We start from the raw sequence: 21,965 nt of genomic DNA, 5'->3' as shown, positions 1-21,965 counted from the left end.
CAAAACTCAAAGAAAGGGAAAACACATGAAAAGCTGGGTAGACAAGGCCTTACTGGGTCTACACGTTGTCGGGGCAATTATCAGCGCTGCTCTAGCCGTGCTCATCGTCTACGACGTCATTGGCAGACTCTTCTTTAACCGTCCATTTGCAGGCACGGCTGAAGTCGCAGGCGTCGCGCTGGTACTTCTGACGTACATGCAAACGCCGCACTCTATTCGTGAAGGTAAATTGCTGCGGGTCACCATCCTTGTGGATCGGCTTCCCGCCCTGGGGCGCCGGCTACTGACCGCCGTAGCCTATGCGCTCGGAGCTCTTTTCTTTTTCGGCATTACGTCAGCCTCGTGGGCACCTTTACAGGAGGCCTTTGCAACGGCCGAGTTTTTTGGCAGCGATGCCTTCCGCGTCCCCGCGTGGCCGTTGCGCCTTTTCACACTCCTGCTCTGGATTGTGTCTGGCCTGGTGTGCTTAGGACTCAGCATTCACGCCGTCCCCTCCCCTGTTCCGCAGCAACTGCTGAACACCATAACGATTAGGAAGCTCGCATGGATTTCGAAATTTGGGCAGGTTTAATTGCCTTATTCGTGCTCGTTTTAATGGGCGTACCGGTGGTTTTTGCTTTCGCTACTGCTGCCGGAATTGGTTTATACATAGTGTTGGGCGGTTTTGAACCCATGATCAGTTTGCTGCAGCAAACTGCTATATCGGGGATTCGTGAATACAACTTTGTAGTTATTCCACTGTTCACCGTTATGGGTATGCTCATCGCGCACAGCGGTGCTGCAACTGACTTATTCAATGTAGTAAACCGGGCCTTAAAAGGCGTTCCAGGACGTTTAGCCGTCGCTACGGTAGGAGGAAATGCCGTCTTTGCCGCCGTCACTGGCGTAGGTGTCGCCGCAGCAGCTGCCTTCAGTCATGTTGCCTATCCCATCATGCGTAAACATAACTACAGCCGCAGCTATGCCATGGGCTGTATTGCCGGAAGTTCGGTATTGGGTCTGTTGATACCTCCTTCCGTATTTATGATTGTCTGGGCCATTCTTACCGAACAGTCGGTAGGGATGCTGTTTGCCGCCGGTGTGATTCCAGGTCTGATTCTCGCCCTGCTCTATGCCTCGTACTGCATACTCCACGCTAAATTCTGGCCAGCCTCAGCTCCAGACTCAGCCGATCATGCAGAGCTAAGCAAGCTATCAAAAGGCGAAATCCAGAGTGCGATAGGCGTGGGTATCCTGATTGCTGTCACGCTTGGCGGTATCTGGATGGGGTACTTTACGCCCACAGAAGGCAGCGCAGTTGGGCTGGTAGGCGCTGGCATCCTGGCTGTTTCCAAAGGTATGCGTCCACAGGCGATGTACCAATCGTTCATTGAAGCTGGCCGCACTGTTACCCCCATTATGCTGCTGTTGATGAGTGCTGTTGTCTACAGCAAACTCATCGCTCTGAATGGCGTTCCTCAACAGGTTCAGGAGCTTCTCGAAAGTATGGGCTTAGGCCCCGGCGGCACCCTGTTGTTCATGGCCATTACGTGGTTCTTGTTGGGAGCAGTTGTCGACAGCATTTCGATCATGCTGCTGACTGTGCCTATTTTCTGGCCCATTGCGATGGCGCTGGGTTTTGACCCCATCATGTTCGCGCTAATCGGTATTTTGGTAATCGAGGCTGGTGTGCTGACCCCTCCGTTTGGCATTGGAGTGCTTGTTGTCAAAGCCGCCGTTCCGGATAAAAACATTAAAGTCAGCGAGATATTCATGGGCTCTGCACCGTACTGGATACTGATTCTATTTGTTGCCTGGCTAATCTATGCCGTGCCGTCGATTGCCACCTGGCTGCCTGGCGTTCTACTTGGAGGCTAAACAGTCTATGTCTTCAAGCATCTGGTTTTAGCTTAAGTCTCAACCGAGCTGTGGATAACTAACACCCATTGTTATCCACAGAACCGGCCCAGGCTAAAACGCAGCACCACCACAGTCTTCTGTTCAAACAGCTCCACATGCCTGAACGCCACGCGTTTCAGGCAGGGAGACGCTTCGTCTACACATTGAAAATCTAAGATTTTCTTTGCTTTTTAACGCTAAAACCCCGGGCCACTTCACTGGCCTTTCTACAAACAATTAACGCAACAACAAGACAAAAACGAGGAGATCATGAATAAATCACTAGGAACCTTGCTGATTGGCAGCCTCATGCTGGGCCTGACTGGCACAGCCAACGCGAACCTAAGCATGTACGGACTTATAGACCTTAACGTCGGCTCATATAAGGAAAGCGGCGGCACCCGTGAAAACGACGTCGCTTCCGGCAGATTCAAGACCAGTTTCTGGGGCATTAAGGGCGAAGACAAAATCAACGATAACCTGAGCAGCTTCTTCATGCTGGAAGGTTTTTTTAGAGCTGATGAAGGAGCCGCTGGACGTTTTGAAGGCGATGTCATGTATGCCCGCAACTCGCTCGTGGGTCTGAAAGGAGATAAATGGGGAATGCTGCGCATAGGTCGCATGGGCACCTCGATGTTCATCAATACAGCAACTTACAACCCTTTCGCCGACTCATTCGGTTTCTCCCCCATGCTACGCAATAACTTTCAGGGAGGTATCGGCAGAATCTCGGGAGACACAGGCTGGAGCAACTCGATTAACTATACAACCCCAAGTGCAGGAGGCGTCGTCCTTACCCTGCATCACCAATTTAAAGATAACGACCAGCGAGCAAACCAGAGTGCCGCCTTGAACTATACCGGCGACCGTCTGGCCGCAGGCATCGTCGTTCAAAAAGTACGTTCTGTCTTCAATGAAGGCAGCGAAGACACTTGGCAAGTGGGTGCCAGCTACGATATAGACTGGATGAAGTTTTTTGCCCAGTATGGCGAATCGCGCGAGAAATCCACCGCAACCGTGAATGCCAACACCAAAGACCATATCTATCAAGCTGGTGTATCAGTGCCTGTCAATCAAGATCTGCTCATGTTCTCGTACAGCCAGGCCCGTACAACAGGGGCCTTCACTGAACGTCGTGAGTTCTTAAGCCTGGGCTACAGCCATACACTGTCGGCGCGCACCGACCTTTACTCTATGCTCATGGCCGATAAAAAGGCTGGCTATAGCGTGACGCCAACCTTTGCCGTGGGTGTACGGCATGCTTTTTGAGGGGTGACCAATCCCCCGCCTGGAAGCCGTTTTTCCAGGAGGGGGATGGCTTCTTGGTATTGCAGTAACGCTTTAGGACATCATAAGATTCGGTAACCACATTATCGACGCAGGCCAAATAATAATAGCCAGTACAAAAGCCAGCATGACCAGCAAGAAAGGCAAGCTACCGATAATGACGTCAACTACCGAGCCGTGCCCTCGTACGCCCTGAACCACGAACAGGTTCATACCCACAGGTGGTGTAATCAGCGAAATTTCCATCATCAACACCAGGAAAATTCCGAACCATACAGGGTCAAAACCGAACTGCATCACAAGCGGAACAACAATTGGTACCGTGGCAATCATCATCGACAAGGTTTCCAGAAAGCAGCCTAATACCAGATAGAAAACCACCAACGATAGAATCAGTCCCAATGGGCTAAGACCCAAATCGGAAACCCAACGCGATAAGGCCGAAGGAATCCCCAAGATGCCGACCACATAATTCATGAAGTAGGCGCCGATAATAATCAGCATCAGCATCGCGGTCGTGCGCGCCATCGACAAAAACACTCATGCAGCATCGAGAAAGATAGCTTACGACGGCTGGCCGCAATAACCAGCGATGCCACCACGCCTAAAGCTGCCGCTTCAGTCGGGGTGGCCCATCCGCTATAAATACTGCCCATCACAATAAAAAACACGAAGGCGGGTGGAAGTAAGTCTTTTAGAGCCGCCAGCTTTTCCGCCCACGACGTAGGCGCTTCTTTAATACCCACGATGTCTGGTTTTAGGATTGCGCAAATATAAATGGTTGCCATAAAAGCCGCTGCAAGCGCCAAGCCTGGCAATATTCCCGCAATAAATAACTTACCGATTGAGGTGTTGGTAATGGCTCCATAGATAATCATATTGATACTTGGAGGAATCAATATGCCTAAGGTCGCTCCGGCTGCAAGCGACCCAAGTGCTATACGCTCGTTATACCCTCGTTGTTTAAACGCTGGCAGGGCAACGGTTCCAATCGTCGCGGCGGTAGCCACTGAAGAACCGGACATGGCTGAAAACACCGTGGACGCACCAATATTGGTGTGCAGCAAACCGCCGGGCAAACGCTGTAACCAAACCGACAATGCACCGTACATTCGCTCTGTGATCCCACTGCGTAGCAAAATCTCGCCAAGTAAAATAAATAAGGGGATCGCCGTCAGTAAAAAATCGTTTAGCGTGGCCCAAAGGTTATTTCCGAAATTAAAGAGCAGTGACGTATTCAAATACAGCAGTACGCCTGTGGTGGCCACAGAAAAAATGGCTACGGCGACGTGTACGCCAACTGCCAGAAGGGCCAGTAGCAGAACGAAGCCACCTGCAATTCCTAGAATCGTTATCATGATTGCGCCCCTAGCTTAAGTTCTTGCCCAGGCTCGATCTGCTGGTTTTGAATCTCTTCAAGTGCTTCGTTGAGCTCATCATCTGTGGTTCGAGGCCCCAGCTCCTTATTAAGCTGAGCTATATTCCCTACCGTCAGCAATTGCAATCCACGTACCGCCTGCCAAACGGCCACAATGGAAAACAACACAAAACCAGCTGCCCAAATAATTTGTGGAATCCAAAGAGGCGTCTCTAGTGGGGTCGAAGCGTGGCTATCAAACTCAAGGGTTTCTCTTAGGGTATCGATACTTTGCCAGCATAAAAAACACGCCAGGGCAGCTATCAAAAGCGCCGCAAAAAGATTCAGCAAGGCCCGTGCGCTTTTAGGCAACAGGTTAACCAACACATCCACGCGGGTGTGCGCACGCATGATTAACGCATAAGCCAGGCTAAAGCTCACGCCAATGGCGAGAACATAGCCCCCCACTTCATCCACACCCTGAAAAGAAAAATTAAAAAACTTTCGACCAATAACCTCGATCGTAATCATGACAGAAAGCAAAAAGGTGACGTAACCGGTAACGAGCGCACCGGCCCGAATGATTATGTTTGGCACACGGGGTCCTTGCTCAGACATAGCAGGTCTCCTGAAATTAGCCTGGAAGCGTGTAGACACATCCAGGCTAAAAGCTTATTTAGAATTATTTAATTTCAAAGCCAGTGGCGTTGCCCACTGTTTCGTTCCAGACCGGAATGCACTCTTTAAAGCCTCGAGTGCAACTGGCTCCCCAAGAAGGCAGAACAGCGGCATTGGTCAGTTCAACGACACGCTCGCGGTTTTTAGCGTCTATAGGCACTTCGCGCATGGTGTACTTGGTGTGGTGTTTACAATCATCCTGACCTGTGTTGCAGCGTGCAGCGTCTTTATTGTAGGTATCGGCCAGATCCCACATGCGGTCATCCATAGCGGCGAACTCGGCCTGCAGTGTACTTTGCTGCTCAGATGACATCGCGTTCCAGCGATCCAGGTTCATGAAATGGCCTTGCACTGAATAAGACAAGGGCAAAGGTAAAAACACGTCGGTAACCTCTGGCCATTTTCCGCTGTTTCCTGCGCTGGGGGCCGTTACTCCGCAGTCGGCCACACCGCGCTGTAATGCAAGATAAACCTCACTGAATTGCAGCGTGACTGGGGTAGCACCCAAGCCCTCTACCAGACGTGACATTGAAGAAGTGAATACCCGAACTTTTTTGCCTTTTAAGTCGTCGACCGAGTTGATGTCTCCCGTACAAAAAAGCACTTGCTCGCCAAAGGGCCATAAGGTCATTAACTTGGCGTTAAAGCGGGTTTGAAGACGCTCATCAATGCTATCTTTGACGGCGTTAATTGCTTTGCGCTGCGCACCAAGATCTGAGGCTACGCCTGCCAGATCTATGCCCTCAAAGAAAGGGTCGTCCCGTGCGGCCATGCCAATCTGTACTGACATGATGTCAAACGAACCTGAGCGGATCATGCGCAGTGCGTCGGCAGCATTTACGCCAATGGCATCCATGGTGTTATAGACCACGGGCACACCAACTTTTGGTCCTAACGCCTCAAAGAACGGACGCTCAATCTCCTCAACGTGAATTTTATTTCCCGAAAAATTGCCGACGACCCGTAACGGAGTTTGCGCTATCGCGGTGGCGCTAATCATTAAACTGGCGCCAATGGCGACGCTTGTTGCCCACTGCTTAAGTTTCAGGGATTGCATGGTGTCTCCTCCTTGCGTGAGTACCTGATCATTATTTCTTGGCGGAGCTACTTTGTTTTTACGCGTTACATGCCAAGTTTTGGATCATTAAATAGTTTGCCCCACCCCTTGATTTGGTCGGGACGCTGTCCTGCCAACAACAACGATTTCCACACGGTGACACTGACTGAGTCGTAAATCGGGATACCTGTTTCGGCCTCAAGCTCCTCCACAATTTCGGCTCCACGTAAGTTGGTGCACAAAATGGTGATGGCCTCAGGCTTTGATTCCGCAACCCTACGAATCATCTTGCGCAGCGTATTTTCATCGTATTCAGAAAACGAAAAATTTCCTTTGTCACCTAAATGCTGTTCGGCAACAACTTCATGACCAGCCGCGTTGTAATTATTGATAATTGCCGATTGCACATCACTTAAGTACGGCGTCACCAGTCCCAGCCGTGCCACATTTGTGCGCTCTAAAATTTCATTAAGAGCCAAGACACTAGTCGTAGCGGGAATAGCGGTGCGTTCCATAATGGCTTTACACAACCGTTCATCCACCTGAAACCCTAGCCAACTTGCAGCCGTTCCACTCCAGGCGATTGCATCCATTCTGGCATCGCTCAGCAACTCAGCCGCCTCTAACAGCGGCTCTGTTTCGAATTGCGCTAACGCGCTGGTCGATAGCGAGATCTCTCGAACAGTAAAACGCTGAAAGTGTGCACTAACCCGTGGAAATAAAGAAGCCAGAATGGCACTGGTATAGGGCTCCAGTACTGTGTTTGAGGAAGGGGTGATCATTCCCAGTAAAGTACGGCTCATAGCACGAGGTCTCCTTTTCCTGCTGAATTATTTTTATTGTACTTTGCATTTATAATTTTGTATGCAAAATGTAATGGTTCAAACATCCTATAGAATTAACTATCTTTGAACAAGCTTTCCTGTCGATATATAGGGTATGTTCTTACATTCATTAAAGGTTTGGAGTCATGATGCCGCACGAAATAGGCAAGAAAGAGCGTGGTCTTGGAGACCAAGCCCTACCAGTTAAATTAAGTCTGAAGCGCGAACCGCTATACCTTGTTATTGCAAATCAGTTGCGCAGCCTTATTCTTAAAGCGGAGCTCAAGCCTGGTAGCCGCGTGCATGAGCAACAGCTGTCCGAGCTGTTCGAGGTTTCCCGGACCCCCTACGTGAAGCGCTTAAGGTAATCGCCAAAGAGGGCTTAATTGAGCTGCTTCCAAACAAGGGGGCTCGTATCACTGACGTGGATGTGAATGAACTCAAAGAGATCTTTCAGGTGATGACCAACCTGCAGGAGTTAATCGCCGAACAAGTGTTAGAGCGAGTCACAGACGACGATATTGAAAATTTGTCAAAGCTTCATACCCAAATGACAGCAGCAGCAGAATCCGGTAATCGTGATGAATATTTCGTGTTAAATCAACGCGTACACCGGGAGTTGACACGCTTAGCCGGTAATCACGTACTAGCTAAGCTAGAAGAACAGCTTGGTATAAAAATCGCCAGAGCGAGATACATGGCTAATATGAATCCAGATCGCTGGCTGGAGTCAGTTGACGAACATGGCCAGATCATGGACGCCTTACAACGTAGGGACCGAAGTCGTTTGGTTTTTGCTATGCGCGAACATATGAAAAACACAGGCAAAGCCGTTGTAACGGGTTTAATTCATGTCACAAGCTAGGCGAAAAAACGGTTCGAAGGCCTGAGAAATAACGTCAAAGAGTCTCTTATTTATGGTTAACACCCAGCATATCGGCAATAGTGTGGGCAATAACCGTGGTTGCCTTGGCCAGCGTGTCTACTGGCAGCCGCTCATCGGCTCTATGGCCGTTGGCCTCCAGTACTGAACGCGGTCCGGCGCCGTACATAATGGTAGGAATCCCCTTCTCGGCATAGAGCCGCGCATCGGTATAAAGCGGAATGCCTGCAGCAGGATTTATGGCTTCACCCATCACGGCTTGCGCATGTTTAGCTAGCCGCTGCGCAAAGTCCAGGGATGCTTTGGTTGGCTTCATGGGGTTGGCCAGCAGCACGCGCTTAATATCGGCAGTAATGCCTGGCGTTTGCGTCAGCGCTGCTGCAATAACCTCATGCATCTGTTGCTCAACACGATAAGGGTCTTCGTCAGGAATAACTCTGCGGTCAACACGCAGTACCACCTCATCAGCCACCACATTCGTATTGATGCCGCCTTTTACCAAGCCTACAACAAAGGTAGGTGCGTCAATGCCTGAGGTTGTTGCCCGCACCGTACGCAATGAGTCGCGATAGGCATATAAAGCCTGCAGCACGGGCACCAAGGCTTCAATAGCATCGACGCCCGTAGAAGGCACTGCGGCATGAGCCGATTTGCCTTTTAAGGTGATCTCCAGGTGCAGGCAGCCGTTGTGCGCCACAATGACATCATAGGAAAAAGCAGCACAGATTACGTAGTCCGGCCTGACGATGCCTTGCTCCAGTAGCCATCCCGGCCCGAGCAAGCCTCCCGTCTCTTCGTCAAAGGTGTAATGTAGCTCAACGGTGCCCGCCAACTCTATGCCCGACTCTTTCAGGGCCTTCAAGGCATAAGCGTAGGAGACCAGGTCCGATTTTGAAACGGCCGCGCCGCGTCCATATAACCAGCCCTCAATGATCTCACCCTTGTACGGATCAACCGTCCAGCCGCTACCTGGCGGCACAACATCTCCATGGGCATTGAGCGCAATTGTAGGGCCTTCGCCAAAACGCTCGCGAACAACAAGATTCGTAACGCTTTGCATTCCTGCAGCGCCCACAGTTTCGGCGGGTACCTCATAGCGCTCTACTTCAAACCCTAATGTACGTAATTGCCTGTAGGCCAGTTCGGCGATAGGTGCACAATTTCCAGGAGGGTTGTCAGACGGCATTTGTACGAGCTCAATAACATGGGCAATAGCCAGGCAAGAAGTCGCTTCTATCTGATCGGATATTTTTTGTTTAATTGTGGCAAAGTGGTTCAAGGCTGACTCCTGTCGTTGTGCGTCGCCTGGGCCTATGGAATGCTCAAAGGATTTACTGGTTTTTTAGCTACAATCGTCAAAACACAAGGTTGATACAGCTAGTGTTAAAATTTCAACACAAGAAAACCATACTGATTGTAGACAATTTAATCTAAAATCGTAGATATAGTATACGACAATTATCTATTTAATTGATTGATAACAAGAGTGAGTGACGTCAACACACGTCCGGGCAATAACTATGGCGAAAAATCAGGTATTAAGCGTAGAAGAAATTTATAGCCGCATCTTATTGGCCATTACAGAGCGCCGATTGCTGCCCGGTGCCCGCTTGGTCGAAGAGCGGCTGGTCGAAGTCACGGGTGCCAGCCGTACCCGTATTCGCCAGGTATTGGGGCGGCTCGCGCACGAGCAGCTGGTCACATTGATTCCCAACAAGGGAGCGTGTATTGCCAGCCCCACGGTTGAAGAAGCCCAAGAACTGTTCTATACCCGCCGTCTACTTGAGCCTGGCATGGCGGCTACGCTGGCCAAAAACATTACGCCAGCACAGCTTAAGCAGCTACAGCAACATGTAGCTCTCGAGAAACAGGCTCGTGCACAACGCGACAGCCGGGCCATCATTCGTCTGTCTGGCGAATTCCATATGCATATTGCCGAGATGGTCGCCTCACGCATGTTGCTGCGGATTATGCGCGAACTGACATCGTTCACGTGCTTAATTATTACGCTCTACGATAAACCAAACGTTTCTGCATGTTCCGACCATGAGCACGCCGATCTGGTGGCCTGTTTCAAGCGGAGCGATGCCGATACCGCCCAAAAAATCATGCACGATCATTTGCTAAGTATCGAGTACGCCCTGGATCTCTCCAGCTCTGACGACGAGCTACCTGATTTCGAGGAAATCTTTAGCTGAATTGTCTACAATAGCTTTATAGTTTGTCCTCAAAAGCTTGATTAAATTTCAGGCAAGCGGTAGTGTTGCGCTAAGTCTTAGAAAAACACTACAAAGTTTTGAGGAGCAATACATGAGTTCGTCCTTCGATCTAATTATAAAAAATGCCGATGTCGCAACAGCCTCAGACCGCTTTGTCTGCGATATCGGTATAAAAGACGGAAAGATCGCAGCTTTGGCTACGGGCTTGTCAGGCGCTCGCGATATCGTGGATGCTACTGGTTATTTGGTACTTCCTGGTGGGGTCGACGCACATTGCCATCTGGATCAGCCCATGCCCGAAGGCGTAAAAATGGCCGATGATTTCAGAAGCGGGACGATTTCTGCTGCATGTGGCGGTACGACTACCATTATTCCCTTCGCCGCACAGGAAAAAGGTCAGTCGCTAAAAGCTGCGGTTGACGATTATCATCACCGTGCTGGCGATAAAGCCGTAATTGACTATGCTTTCCACCTGATTGTTTCCGACGCCACCGACACCGTCTTAACAGACGAGTTGCCACAGCTTATTCGGCAGGGATACACCTCTTTCAAGATCTACATGACCTATGACGATCTTAAAATCAGTGATCTCGAGGTCTTACGGGTACTTGACGTTGCCAGGGCCGAGGGCGCCCTGGTGATGATTCACGCGGAGAGCGCTGACTGCATTACATGGTTAACTGAAAAGCTTAACGATGCCGGTTTAACCGCACCGCAGTACCATGCCGTATCGCGTCCAAGCGCAGTTGAACGCGAAGCCACCCATCGTGCCATCACGTTTTCCGAATTGGTCGATGTGCCCATACTGATCGTGCATGTGTCCGGGAAAGAGGCTATTGAACAAATTCATTGGGCCCAGGGCAAAGGACTAAAAATCTATGCTGAGACATGTCCTCAGTATTTATTCCTGACAGAGGACCATTTGGAAGAGCCCCATTTTCATGGTGCAAAGTTTGTATGCAGCCCGCCGCCACGTGATAAAAAAACCAGGCATCGGTATGGAATGGCCTTGAAAAAATCTTTTTACTATTTTTTCTTCTGATCATGCACCCTTCAACTTTGAGGATCCCTGCGGCAAAAAGCTCGGTGGAACTGAACAGCCTTTTCAATACATTCCCAATGGAATCCCGGGGCTGGAAACACGCCTGCCCCTGCTCTTTTCCGGCGGCGTAGCTGAAGGTCGGCTTAGTGTGAATCAGTTTGTGGCTCTCACTGCAACAAACCCCGCGAAGCTGTACGGCATGTATCCACGTAAAGGGTCGATTGTTGTAGGGGGCGACGCTGATATTGTGTTGTGGGATGTAGAGAGAAAAGTCACGATCACCAATAGTCAATTGCATCACAACGTAGATTACACCCCATATGAAGGCATCGAAGTAAAAGGTTGGCCCGTCATGACCTTTTCTCGAGGCAAGATGGTGAGCAAAGACTTTGCTTTTGTTGGAGACGAGCATGCCGGTCAGTTTATAGCCTGTGATAAACCCACCCTGGAGGGCCGCTTGCGTTGAGACAGGCGTAGCCTATATTGTGTACAAAAATCGCCATAAATGTGGCGATTTTTTTATAACCCGCAAACAACACCTCTGCCTAAAAAGCGCATAAAAACTGCTTTTTAAGGAAATTAGTCGGTTTTTTTGTTTCAAGGATAGGGTTTATAAGTATTTTTGTTTAATTCCAAGAATGCAATGATTACGCTAAACAATAAAACTTTGTCCACAATCGAGGTGTAGATATGTCTAAAAAGCTATATAAGTTATTAACGGCTTCGGCGCTTGGCGTAGCGATGTTTGCTTTCGGTGCTTCTGCTCAGGCAGTAGAGCGTTTGCGAGTCGCTGGCAACCATCCTGTGGAAGATGCTGTATCTCGCTCGATGGAGGTTTTTAAGAAGCTGGTTGAGGAGCGCTCTAATGGAGAAATTCAAGTTGACCTATTTCCAGCCATGCAATTGGGAGGTGCTACCGAAAACGTTGATCAGGTTCGCTCCGGAACGCTATTTGCAACCTTGATCTCCTCTGCCTACCTGACCCGGCTCGTCCCGGAGTATGAAGCGCTGAGCCTCCCATTCTTGTTTGATAATCGCGAACAGGCCTTTAACGTTGTGGAAGGTAAAGTGGGCACAGCCCTGCATGACAAAATGGCGAAACAAGGCTTTGAAGTCTTAAGCTACGGTGAAATTGGCTTCAGACATGTTACCAACAGCTTGCGCCCCTTGGAAAACACCGCTGACTTCCAGGGCTTGCGTGTACGTTTACAACCCAATGAAGTGCATTTACAGACGTTCCGTGCCCTCGGCTCCAACCCCGTCTCAATGGATGTATCTGAACTCTACTCTGCCTTGCAACAAAAGGTGCTGGACGCGCAGGAAAACCCATACAGCACCATCGACAGCCGCCGCTTTAATGAAGTGCAGGGCCATCTTTCCGACAGTTCACACTTCTACGATCTATTGGTAGTAATGGCCAATAAGCGCCGCTACGAAAGATTATCGCCAGAACACCAGGAGATTGTTAAAACGGCAATGAATGAGGCCATGCAATGGCAACGGGATACAGCTGAAGAGGAAGACAATGGCTACCGTGAAAAACTCATCAAGGCGGGCATGACTTTCACCTCCATATCGCCTGAGACACGAGAAGAACTGCGTACCGCTACGGCTGGCGTAGTTGAACAAGTCAAAAAACGGGTGGATCCTGACTTTGTGAATTTAGTGGTCTCAGAGGCAACGGCACAATGAGCGAACTCAACCCTGCCACGCCGGCTGGATTTGCAGCGCTGAAACAGTTTTTGAAACGCCTGGATCAATTCACCTACTGGATCATTGTGGCAATGATCGGAGGGATGACAATTCTAGTCGCCCTCCAGGTGATCTTGCGCTACTTCTTCGGCACGTCCATTGATTCGGCGGACGAGCTTTCCCGACTACTTTTTGTCTGGTCTATTTTTATCGCCATTCCGCACGGTGTGCGACACGGTGTACACGTGGGCATCGACGTGTTTGTCTCGCTGCTTCCCAGTGCGGCCCGCGAAGTTATTTTTCGCCTTACCTGCGTAGTCAGCCTGCTACTGATGGCGCTGGTGTTCTTGGGCGCGTGGACTGCGGTGATCGAGCGCTGGCCAGAACTCATGCCAACCCTGCCAATCAGTTCGGCCGTGTTCTATATACCGCTGTTAATCTGTGCCGGGCATAGCTTCTTGCACTTGCTGCTATTGCTGCGCTGCGGTTCAAAAACCTGGTTAGGTGAAAACCTATGACCGTTTACTTAATATTAATGTTCCTTGGCCTGGCGCTTACCGGTATGCCCCTAGCCTTTGCATTGGGCATGGCTTCGGTGGCGGCAGTCTACATGCTCGACTTTGAATTGGTGGTTATGCCGCAGCGCATGATGCACGCAGTCAACAGTTTTCCCCTGATGGCGATTCCGCTATTTATTCTTGCGGGTGAATTGATGGTGCGGGCTCACATCATGGAACGCCTGATCGCCTTCGCAAACAGCATGGTGGGGCGAGTTCACGGGGGCTGGCACAGGTCACCATTATTTCAGGCACCATTTTTTCCTCCGTGTCCGGTGCGGCTGTGGCCAGTGCAAGTGCGCTGGGAAGCACATTGGTGCCGTCTCTGCGTAAGTACTACCCTGATGATTACTCGGGAGCGGTGATTTGTTCAGCGGCTAACCTGGGCGCCATTTTCCCTCCTAGCAACGCCATGATTGTCTACGCCCTGATGGCCGGCTCATCCGTTTCCGTCGGCGGCTTGTTTATGGCCGGCGTCGTTCCTGGCTTCCTTTTGGTCGGCTGCTTTATGGTGTTAGCCGGAATTATTTCTAAACGCAGAGGCTATGCTTTTACGGGCGCTGCCTTTAACTTCCGAAACATGCTGACGCAGGGCCGACGTGCGTTAGTGATCTTGTTAATGCCGATCATCGTAGTAGGCGGCATTGTATTTGGTGCTTTTACTGCAACTGAGGGCGCTGCAATTGCCGTCGTTTACTCGGCGATTATTGGTTTCTTTATTACCAGGACATTAAAACTCAAGGACCTGCCCGGGTGTTTATACCGTGCAGCCGTCACGTCGGCAATGGTGGGGGCCCTTATTGCCTTTGCCGCAGCAGTAACGTTTATTTTCACCATTGAAATGGTGCCCGCACAACTATCGGGTTTCATTCAGGGCCTGACCCAAAACCCGCTAGCATTCTTGCTGCTGGTCATGGCCTTGCTGATCGTACTGGGCATGTTCCTTGAATCAAACGCTGCCTACATTATGTTGGTGCCTCTGTTCGCCCCATTGGCCCTGACCTATGGCATTGATCCTCTCTATTTTGGCTTCTTGTTCGTATTTAACCTGATCATCGGCATGATGACTCCACCGGTAGGTGTCTTATATTTTGTCGTCAGCGGAATCAGCAAGGTACCTTTGGGCCCATTAATCCGTGAGTCATTTCCCTTTGTGCTAGTGCAATTTGCTGTTCTGGGCCTATGTATTGCCTTCCCAGATTTGGTAACGGCACTACCGCGTGCAATGGGGTTCTAAGGTTTTGCCTGGCTCGCCCGTGACTGGGCAAGCCCCATTATTATGCTATCGAGGAAACAATGCGTTTATTAATTGTTAATCCAAATATTTCGACCAGCGTGTCGGAGCTCATCGAAAAAGAAGCGCGTCGAGTCGCGTCTCCACAGGTCGAAATTAATGTCGTGACTGCACCTTTCGGCGTAGCCTATATAGAAACTCGCGCCGAGGCGGCCGTGGGCGGTTATGCAACACTCACCGCCCTGGCCGAGCATTACTCAGACTACGACGCAGCCATTGTGGCAGCCTTTGGAGATCCCGGGCTCTTGGCGGCTCGTGAAATCCTGCCTATTCCGGTAATGGGTATGACCGAGTCTGCCCTGATGACGGCCTCTATGCTGGGCGGCAAGATTTCCATCGTAGCCATTTCGCGTCGTATCCGTACCTGGTATGAAGAAACCGTAGCACGCTATGGTATGAGCAGCCGCTTAGCCAGCATCCGCTGTCTGGAGAATTCCTTACGTAATATCGCTACCATTCAGGACGACCATGGCGAACAGCTGATTACACTGTGCAAACAGGCTGTAGAAGAGGATGGAGCAGACGTCATCATTATTGCTGGCGCACCGTTGGCTGGCTTGGCCCGGACCGTTGCAGACCGTATTCCGGTGCCGCTCGTGGATGGGGTGAGTTGCGCTGTGCGACAGGCAGAGGCAATAGTCGGTATTAACACCCGCAGTTCTCAGGCCGGCAGTTACGCCCCACCTCCGGATAAACCCGTTGCAGGCTTATCACCTGCGCTGATGGCCCTGATTGGCCGTCAACCTCTTTAAACGAGGCCCGAACGCATGGCTGTGCTAATTACGGGCGGTGGGGGCTTCTGTGGCCTGAACATTGCCGAAGATTTACTGCGTCGTGGGCAACATGTGGTGCTCTATGGCTTGGAAGAACCTCACCCTTCGATAACCGCAGCATTTGCCTCATACCCGGCCATGCTTTCTATAGAACTGGGTGATATACGAGACAGTCAGCAGCTCATACAAAGTATGCGAACGCATGGCGTAACGCAGGTAGTCCATGGCGCGGCGATTACGGCGGCTCTTGACACCGAGCGTAGCAAAGCCCACACCATCCTCGACGTGAATCTCTTGGGTACCCTCGCTGTTCTGGAAGCTGCTATCAGTTGCGATATACAGCGCGTCGTGTGTTTAAGCAGTGGCGCCATTTTCGGCAGCACAGTCAAAACAACGGGGCAGTTGCACGAGGATGTTGATATCCCGGTCCCCGAAAGCCTGTATGCAATCAGCAAATACGCTGCCGAGCGTTGCGCCTTGCGCTATCGCCGCACACGAAACCTGGATGTGGTTGTGCTGCGGCTGGGAGTCACTTTTGGCCGGTGGGAACACGACACAGGCGTACGCGACACGCTCAGTATTCCTTACACGCTGTGGCGTCTGGCAGAACAAGGCCATCAAGCCGCCTTTACTAAGCAATTGCCCACAGACTGGGTATACGGCACTGATGTGGCCCAAGCAGTTACCTTGCTACTTGCTGCTGACCACTGTCAACACAGCACATATCAAGTTGCCACTGGCCAAAGCTGGGCAGCCACAGACTGGTGTGAGGCACTGCACAGACAGTTTCCAAACTTTAGGTACGAGCAAGTAGACCAGGAAAACAAAGCAAATGTGGGGATCCCCGCGCCAACGGCTCGCCCGCCATTTGCTATCGATCGCTTAAAAAACGAGTTTGGCTATAGTCCGCGTTTCTTGTTGCCCGAGGCCTTTGCCGACTATGCTCAATGGCGACAGCTGTTTCCATGGATGTAGCACGAGCATGACTATCTGCTTTAGCTAACAAAGGCACAGAGGTTTGTTCATAGTAAGATATAAAAATCTAACTCTTAAACAGTAACGTTAGTCCTATGGATAAACTTCGTCTTGATAAATGGTTGTGGGCAGCTCGCTTTTACAAGACGCGTAGCCTCGCTGTTGACGAGATCAACAAAGGAAGGGTCCTGGTTAACGGCCAACGGGCCAAACCTGCACGCGAACTCAGCGTAGGCGACACCCTCAGTCTGCAAAAAAACATGTCCACTACGGTCGTTACGGTGATGGCGCTCAGCGGCGTACGGGGCCCTGCGCCGGTAGCCCAGGCCCTCTATGCCGAGACTGCCGACAGCATTGCCGCGCGCGAGCATGCTGCCGAACAGCGCCGCCTGGCCCCTGAGCCAGCACACAGCATTAGCACAGGCCGTCCTACCAAACGCGACCGCAGACAAATTCAGAGAATTTGGGAAGACTAAGTCTTCGTCGCCTCAACGCCATGCGCGAGCTCGGTGATTTGAAACTAAAGCCCAGCTTGATAAGTCCTATATAGACCAACCGGGAACATAGCCAGCCTGCGGGCTGTCATCATGCGCCGGAGGATTTAAAGCTACGCCTTGCCGCACTACAGGTTATATTTTCGGAAGGTTAATCAAAGCGTGTTGTATTGCAGTGCGAACAAAGGATTCACTATGGCTTGGATATGGATTGTGCTTGCGATGCTGGTGCTCATTACCGAATTGCTTTCCGGTACGATTTTCTTGTTGTTCATCAGTGCTGGCCTGCTATTGCCCGGCATCACCTTATGGCTTAAGCCTGATTTCAGTATCGCGGGGCAACTACTGCTGTTTAGCGCTGGCTTGCTGCTCGGGCTGGTATTCTACATTCGCTCCAAGAAAAGAATGCGGTTCAGGGACACCGAAAGTGAGCAGTCGCTGGACATCGGTAATGTCGTAGAAATTTTACAAAGCGGCAGACGAGCCAGCTACCGGGGTGCGATGTGGGACGTTGAACTTGAGGATTCCACCCAGGAGCTTGTCCCCGGTCGTTACCAAATTACTGCGATACGAGCCAATACACTAATTGTTAAATCCGTACAGTCCACTGATTAACATCCACTTTTGAACATGCGCCTTGCTACGTCCGTACAGAACTTGTGCTGAAAACCAGAGCGCTACGTTCTAATTAGTCCACCGAGGAAACATGTATGTTTTACAACCTGGATTCATCTTCTATAACGCTGTTGGTCGTCGGACTGGTAGTCATACTGATACTGTTCAAGTCAATTTGCATTGTGCCTCAACAAAGTGCCTGGGTTATCGAGCGATTAGGCAAATTTGACCGTGTATTAAGCGCCGGACCTGGTTTTGTCATTCCTTTTATTGATCGCGTCGCCTATAAACACAACTTGAAAGAATTCGCACTGGACGTGCCCAGCCAGATTTGTATCACCCGCGATAACACCCAGCTGCAAGTCGACGGCGTGCTGTATTTTCAGGTAACCGACCCCAAACTCGCCTCCTACGGTTCGTTCAACTATATTGAAGCGGTTACCCAACTCGCACAAACAGCTTTGCGTTCAGCTATCGGACGCATGGAGCTCGACAAGACCTTTGAAGAGCGTTCCCTCATCAACGCCACGGTCATAGCGGCCTTGGACGAGGCGGCTCTTAACTGGGGCGTAAAAGTTTTACGCTACGAAATCAAAGACTTAACACCTCCCAACGAAATTTTGCGTGCCATGCAGGCTCAAATTACCGCTGAGCGAGAAAAACGGGCACTGATCGCGGCTTCTGAAGGCCGTCGCCAAGAGCAAATCAACATTGCCACCGGTCAGCGTGAAGCCGATATCGCCCGCTCTGAAGGTGAGAAGCAGGCACAAATCAATAACGCTCAGGGTGAAGCTGCCGCGATTCGCGAAATTGCAGATGCCACGGCCACCTCCATTGAGAAAGTCGCTTCGGCAATTGTTAAGGAGGGGGCCGTGATGCCGTTAACCTGCAAGTAGCGGAACGCTACGTGGATGCGTTTGCTGAAGTCGCCAAAAAAGGTAATACCTTGATCCTTCCCTCTAACATGGCTGATATGGGCGGACTTATTGCCTCTGCCATGACCGTGATTGAAACAGCCCGTAAGAAGCCTGAGGCCTGAACACACAACGTCTGAGCAATTCAAATAGTGCCTGCATAAGCAAGCAGCTGTATACATTGTGAACAAGCGCAAGCTTGCTATGCACGCAGGCACTATTCCACGTATTATCAAACCGCTGCTGATTACGATGGTGCCACACGGATCAGCGTTACTCCGGCAACAGCTAAGCAGTGGTTTGTGTTTCAACGATACATTAAGGACGGAGTGCAAGAGATGAATTCATCCAGCCCCATTAACGTATTGGGAATTTGCGGCAGCTTGCGCAAGGCTTCCCTAAACGGCGCACTACTTAGATGTGCACAACGCGCGGCCCCTAATACCATCCGCTTCAGCACGGCTGATATCTCAGACATTCCTCCCTATAACCAAGACGTCAACGACCTTGGGTTCCCGCCCTCGGTAGAGCGATTTCGTCGGCAAGTTGCGAGTGCAGACGCCCTGCTTTTTGTTACTCCCGAGTACAACTACTCTATACCGGGCTTGCTGAAGAATGCACTTGACTGGGCCTCGCGTGGCGCAGACCAGCCCTTTGCCCACAAGCCCGCAGCCATCATGGGGGCCAGTGCGGGCCGCTTTGCCACAGCAAGGGCCCAGTACCACCTTCGTCAGGTATTGGTGTTCTTGAATGTACACCCTTTAAATCAGCCTGAGATCATGATTCCGACCGCACAAAATCTGATCGGTCCTGACGGTGAGATGCGGGATGACACCACTGAAGCCTATTTGCGCAAGCAACTTGATGCCTTGTACATCTGGACCCTTCACCTGCAGGAAAGCTCAAAGCCAAATAAAATCGACTGATCGTGCTTAACCCGCCAGCGCGGCACTCAGTGCTTGTTTTACATCAGCAATTAGGTCCTCGATGTTCTCCAGCCCTGTATGCATGCGAATCAGCGAAAGGGTGTCGTTATTCCAGTACGAATGTGGCGCAACAGTGCTGTGATCAACATATTGCACCAGGCTCTCGAAGCCACCCCAAGAAAAGCCGATTCCGAACAGGTTCAGCTTATCGACAAAGCGACGAGCAGTCTCGGCCGGTACATCCAGTGTAAAGGCCAGCATACCGTTAGATCCCAAGGCGTCACGCTTCCACAAGGCGTGTCCGGGGTCGCTACTTAAGGCGGGATGGAAGATACGTTTAACCTGCGGCAGCGTCGCCAGAAACTCACTTAGCTGAAGCGCATTCGCCGCACACTCGCGCATGCGTATGGGCAAAGTACGGACACCGCGCAATGCCAGCCATACATCGTCAGCACTTACCGAATAGCCCATGGCGTAATGCACTTCGTTCAAGGCAGGAATCAAGGCGGCATCATTCGTTACCACCGCCCCCAACAATAAGTCAGAATGGCCCGCCACATACTTGGTACCCGCCACCACCGACACCTGTACGCCTAAATCAAGAGGACGATACGCATAACCCGAGCCCCAGGTATTATCCATCACGGAAACAAGGCCGTGATCACGCGCAACCTGCACCAAGGCTGGCGTATCCAGCATTTCCATCAGCAATGAACCCGGAGACTCCATGTAGAGTACTTTGGTGTTGGGTTTGATGGCAGCCTTCACGGACTCTACATCGGGCGCCACATAGCTGATCTCTACCCCCATACGCTTTGCCAGGCCGCTATCGTAGGCACGTACAGGTGCATAGGCCGAATCAGTAACCACTACATGATCACCGTGCTGGACAAAAGCGCTGATGCCCAACACGATGGCGGCCATGCCCGAGGGCACAAGATAGGTGCGCTCACCGTTTTCAAGCTCACAGAACACCTGCTCCAGCGCGGCATGGGTATCCATGCCGCCGCGGCCATACACCGGCGAACGTTTACCCGCCATCAACGCCTGATGGGCCCGGTCCAGATGGGCTAATGATTTAAACCGTACCGTGCTTGTACGCATGGAAGGAATGGCCACAGGCGCGGCCCCTGTTTGCGGGTCAAACTCCGCAAGTCCGGTGTGTTGTAAGAGCGTATCGAGCTGCGATGAACGTGAGGAACTCATAGGGTGGTAGACGGCAAAGGCAAGAAGTAAAAATGAAAAGAGTGTAAACACATAAGCTATCACAAACAGCGGCAGGCGCGGCGTAATAAGTACATAGCAAAAGTACCGGGTGTAAATGCCTGAATCAGTACATCAAACATGCCCTCACGGGTATTTAAGACAGAAAGCCAACCGCTTAAATAGCGTAGAAGCGAAACACACCATCCGTGCCCCGTTCGCGGCGTAACTTTCCGTCGTACCAAAGCGCATGCAAATGAGCCAATGCTTCACCCATTGCAAAACTAAGCTGGTGCAAATCCAGCTTGCGCTTAAATAAGACAGGCACCAGATCAGCCGCAGTCAGGCCATTAACACAGGCGCTATAGGTATCGTCCAGGCGATCGCTGTGATGGCTCAATAGTTGCCCGATACGCTCGTGCAGCCCCTTAAAAGGCCGGCCATGGGAAGGTAAAACCAGCGTATCGTCAGGAAGATCATGATAGGCTGCCAGGGAATTCAAAAACAGCGGCAGCGGATTCGCCTCTGGTTCTGAGTCAAACACGCTGATGTTAGTTGAGATACGGGGCAACACCATGTCGCCGGAAATCAGAACCTGTATATCGTCACAATACAGCGAAGCATGCTCAGGGGCATGACCGTATCCCACAATAATCCGCCATTCGCGTCCGCCTATACGTACACACTCACCATGCACCAAGCGGTTAAAACGGCGCGGTAAAGGCGAAACCAGACCAGGATAGTAATTGGCACGCTGTGCAATTTTCTCTTGTGATTCTGGATCAGTCAGGCCATGGCTGGCAAAGTGATCGGCGGCTGCCTTGCCGTTGGGCCCGCCTGTATTTTCCCCGCTTGGGTCGGGCTGGGTCCAGTAGCGCGCCACAATGTAATCGGTCATGGTCATGTACAGTGGCACTTGCCACTTGTCACAGATCCACCCTGCCAAGCCTACATGGTCGGGGTGCATATGAGTCACGATGACACGCAAGATAGGCAAGCCTTGCAGCTCCTCGGCAAAAATACGTTCCCAATAACCTTTAAGTTCATCGCGAGCCACACCGGTGTCGATGATGGTCCAGCCCGCCTGCCCTTCAATTTCGTCACGCAACATCCACAAATTCACATGGTCCAGGGCAAAGGGCAGCGGCATGCGCAGCCATTGAATTCCATCGGCCACATTCATCAGGTGCCCCGACTCGGGCAAGGTGTCACCCCAAGGGTAGGTGAGCTTCTTTTCATTTTCCGACATCAGTAGTGTCTCCAATTGGCTTTACCATGGCTAGTACCGCATGATAGC

At 51.1% G+C, this 21,965-nt stretch carries 19 protein-coding genes and 4 pseudogenes; 16 read left to right on the top strand and 7 right to left on the bottom strand.

What is annotated here, in order from left to right:
* Positions 1–25: 25 nt before the first annotated feature.
* The 3 genes from L1889_RS15435 (at position 26) to L1889_RS15425 (ending at position 3,147) form a co-directional block, all read left to right on the top strand.
* Positions 26–571 carry a TRAP transporter small permease gene (locus L1889_RS15435; protein WP_238665832.1) on the top strand — a complete coding sequence of 182 codons (546 nt, stop codon included), beginning with the start codon at positions 26–28 and terminating at the stop codon, positions 569–571.
* A complete protein-coding gene (locus L1889_RS15430) occupies positions 544–1,857 on the top strand; it encodes a TRAP transporter large permease (protein WP_238665831.1) in 1,314 nt (437 codons plus the stop codon). Before L1889_RS15435 ends, L1889_RS15430 begins: the two co-directional genes overlap by 28 nt.
* 291 nt (positions 1,858–2,148) lie before the next feature.
* Entirely contained in the window at positions 2,149–3,147 is a 999-nt protein-coding gene (locus tag L1889_RS15425; RefSeq protein ID WP_238665830.1) for a porin, read from the top strand.
* Between the two features lie 72 nt (positions 3,148–3,219).
* On the opposite strand, the pseudogene L1889_RS15420 reads toward L1889_RS15425, so the two are convergent.
* The 4 genes and pseudogenes from L1889_RS15420 to L1889_RS15405 form a co-directional block, all read right to left on the bottom strand.
* Positions 3,220–4,523, bottom strand: a pseudogene (locus L1889_RS15420) (TRAP transporter large permease).
* Positions 4,520–5,140: a TRAP transporter small permease subunit gene (locus tag L1889_RS15415; RefSeq protein WP_238665829.1), complete on the bottom strand. Its 621-nt coding sequence runs from the start codon at positions 5,138–5,140 to the stop codon at positions 4,520–4,522. Before L1889_RS15415 ends, L1889_RS15420 begins: the two are co-directional and overlap by 4 nt.
* A gap of 64 nt (positions 5,141–5,204) precedes the next feature.
* A complete protein-coding gene (locus L1889_RS15410) occupies positions 5,205–6,257 on the bottom strand; it encodes a TRAP transporter substrate-binding protein (protein WP_238665828.1) in 1,053 nt (350 codons plus the stop codon).
* A 65-nt stretch (positions 6,258–6,322) separates the two neighbouring features.
* Positions 6,323–7,060, bottom strand: a complete 738-nt coding sequence (locus tag L1889_RS15405) for a maleate cis-trans isomerase family protein (RefSeq protein WP_238665827.1) — start codon at positions 7,058–7,060, stop codon at positions 6,323–6,325.
* Positions 7,061–7,227: 167 nt separating this feature from the next.
* On the opposite strand from L1889_RS15405, the gene L1889_RS15400 reads away from it, so the two are divergent.
* A complete protein-coding gene (locus L1889_RS15400) occupies positions 7,228–7,449 on the top strand; it encodes a GntR family transcriptional regulator (protein ID WP_238665826.1) in 222 nt (73 codons plus the stop codon).
* Between the two features lie 62 nt (positions 7,450–7,511).
* Positions 7,512–7,946, top strand: a complete 435-nt coding sequence (locus tag L1889_RS15395) for a GntR family transcriptional regulator (protein WP_238665825.1) — start codon at positions 7,512–7,514, stop codon at positions 7,944–7,946.
* Positions 7,947–7,992: 46 nt separating this feature from the next.
* Here the strand turns inward: L1889_RS15395 and L1889_RS15390 are convergent, their stop codons facing one another.
* Positions 7,993–9,243 carry an ArgE/DapE family deacylase gene (locus tag L1889_RS15390; protein ID WP_238665824.1) on the bottom strand — a complete coding sequence of 417 codons (1,251 nt, stop codon included), beginning with the start codon at positions 9,241–9,243 and terminating at the stop codon, positions 7,993–7,995.
* A gap of 241 nt (positions 9,244–9,484) precedes the next feature.
* Between L1889_RS15390 and L1889_RS15385 the strand changes: the two genes are divergently transcribed.
* The 11 genes and pseudogenes from L1889_RS15385 (at position 9,485) to L1889_RS15330 (ending at position 19,465) form a co-directional block, all read left to right on the top strand.
* Positions 9,485–10,162, top strand: coding sequence for a GntR family transcriptional regulator (locus L1889_RS15385; RefSeq protein WP_238665823.1), 678 nt, complete (start codon positions 9,485–9,487; stop codon positions 10,160–10,162).
* Between the two features lie 112 nt (positions 10,163–10,274).
* Positions 10,275–11,691, top strand: a pseudogene (gene hydA, locus L1889_RS15380) (dihydropyrimidinase).
* A 224-nt stretch (positions 11,692–11,915) separates the two neighbouring features.
* On the top strand, positions 11,916–12,917 hold the full coding sequence (locus L1889_RS15375) for a TRAP transporter substrate-binding protein (RefSeq protein WP_238665822.1): 1,002 nt from the start codon (positions 11,916–11,918) through the stop codon (positions 12,915–12,917).
* Complete coding sequence (locus L1889_RS15370; RefSeq protein ID WP_238665821.1) at positions 12,914–13,435, top strand: TRAP transporter small permease; 522 nt, start codon at positions 12,914–12,916, stop codon at positions 13,433–13,435. The genes L1889_RS15375 and L1889_RS15370 overlap by 4 nt, the downstream gene beginning before the upstream one ends.
* Positions 13,432–14,711: pseudogene (locus L1889_RS15360) on the top strand (TRAP transporter large permease). Before L1889_RS15370 ends, L1889_RS15360 begins: the two are co-directional and overlap by 4 nt.
* 59 nt (positions 14,712–14,770) lie before the next feature.
* A complete protein-coding gene (locus tag L1889_RS15355) occupies positions 14,771–15,520 on the top strand; it encodes an aspartate/glutamate racemase family protein (RefSeq protein ID WP_238665819.1) in 750 nt (249 codons plus the stop codon).
* Between the two features lie 15 nt (positions 15,521–15,535).
* A complete protein-coding gene (locus L1889_RS15350; RefSeq protein ID WP_238665818.1) occupies positions 15,536–16,516 on the top strand; it encodes an NAD-dependent epimerase/dehydratase family protein in 981 nt (326 codons plus the stop codon).
* 95 nt (positions 16,517–16,611) lie between these two features.
* The gene (locus tag L1889_RS15345; RefSeq protein ID WP_238665817.1) at positions 16,612–16,992 is read left to right on the top strand and encodes an RNA-binding S4 domain-containing protein; all 381 of its coding nucleotides are present in this window, start codon (positions 16,612–16,614) and stop codon (positions 16,990–16,992) included.
* Positions 16,993–17,205: 213 nt separating this feature from the next.
* Positions 17,206–17,625, top strand: a complete 420-nt coding sequence (locus L1889_RS15340; RefSeq protein WP_238665816.1) for an NfeD family protein — start codon at positions 17,206–17,208, stop codon at positions 17,623–17,625.
* Positions 17,626–17,720: 95 nt separating this feature from the next.
* Positions 17,721–18,664 (top strand): annotated as a pseudogene (locus L1889_RS15335) (SPFH domain-containing protein).
* 213 nt (positions 18,665–18,877) lie between these two features.
* Positions 18,878–19,465 (top strand): NADPH-dependent FMN reductase, encoded by a 588-nt coding sequence (locus tag L1889_RS15330; protein WP_308217657.1) that lies wholly within the window; start codon positions 18,878–18,880, stop codon positions 19,463–19,465.
* 6 nt (positions 19,466–19,471) lie between these two features.
* Here the strand turns inward: L1889_RS15330 and metC are convergent, their stop codons facing one another.
* A complete protein-coding gene (gene metC, locus L1889_RS15325; protein WP_238665815.1) occupies positions 19,472–20,671 on the bottom strand; it encodes a cystathionine beta-lyase in 1,200 nt (399 codons plus the stop codon).
* Positions 20,672–20,846: 175 nt separating this feature from the next.
* Positions 20,847–21,917, bottom strand: a complete 1,071-nt coding sequence (locus L1889_RS15320) for an MBL fold metallo-hydrolase (protein WP_238665814.1) — start codon at positions 21,915–21,917, stop codon at positions 20,847–20,849.
* Between the last annotated feature and the right edge of the window lie 48 nt (positions 21,918–21,965).

This window comes from Paenalcaligenes niemegkensis, from assembly GCF_022230885.1.
Taxonomy (GTDB): domain Bacteria; phylum Pseudomonadota; class Gammaproteobacteria; order Burkholderiales; family Burkholderiaceae_B; genus Paenalcaligenes; species Paenalcaligenes niemegkensis.
The sequence above is the reverse complement of the archived record's forward strand: the minus strand, read 5'-3'. Positions and strand labels throughout refer to the sequence as shown.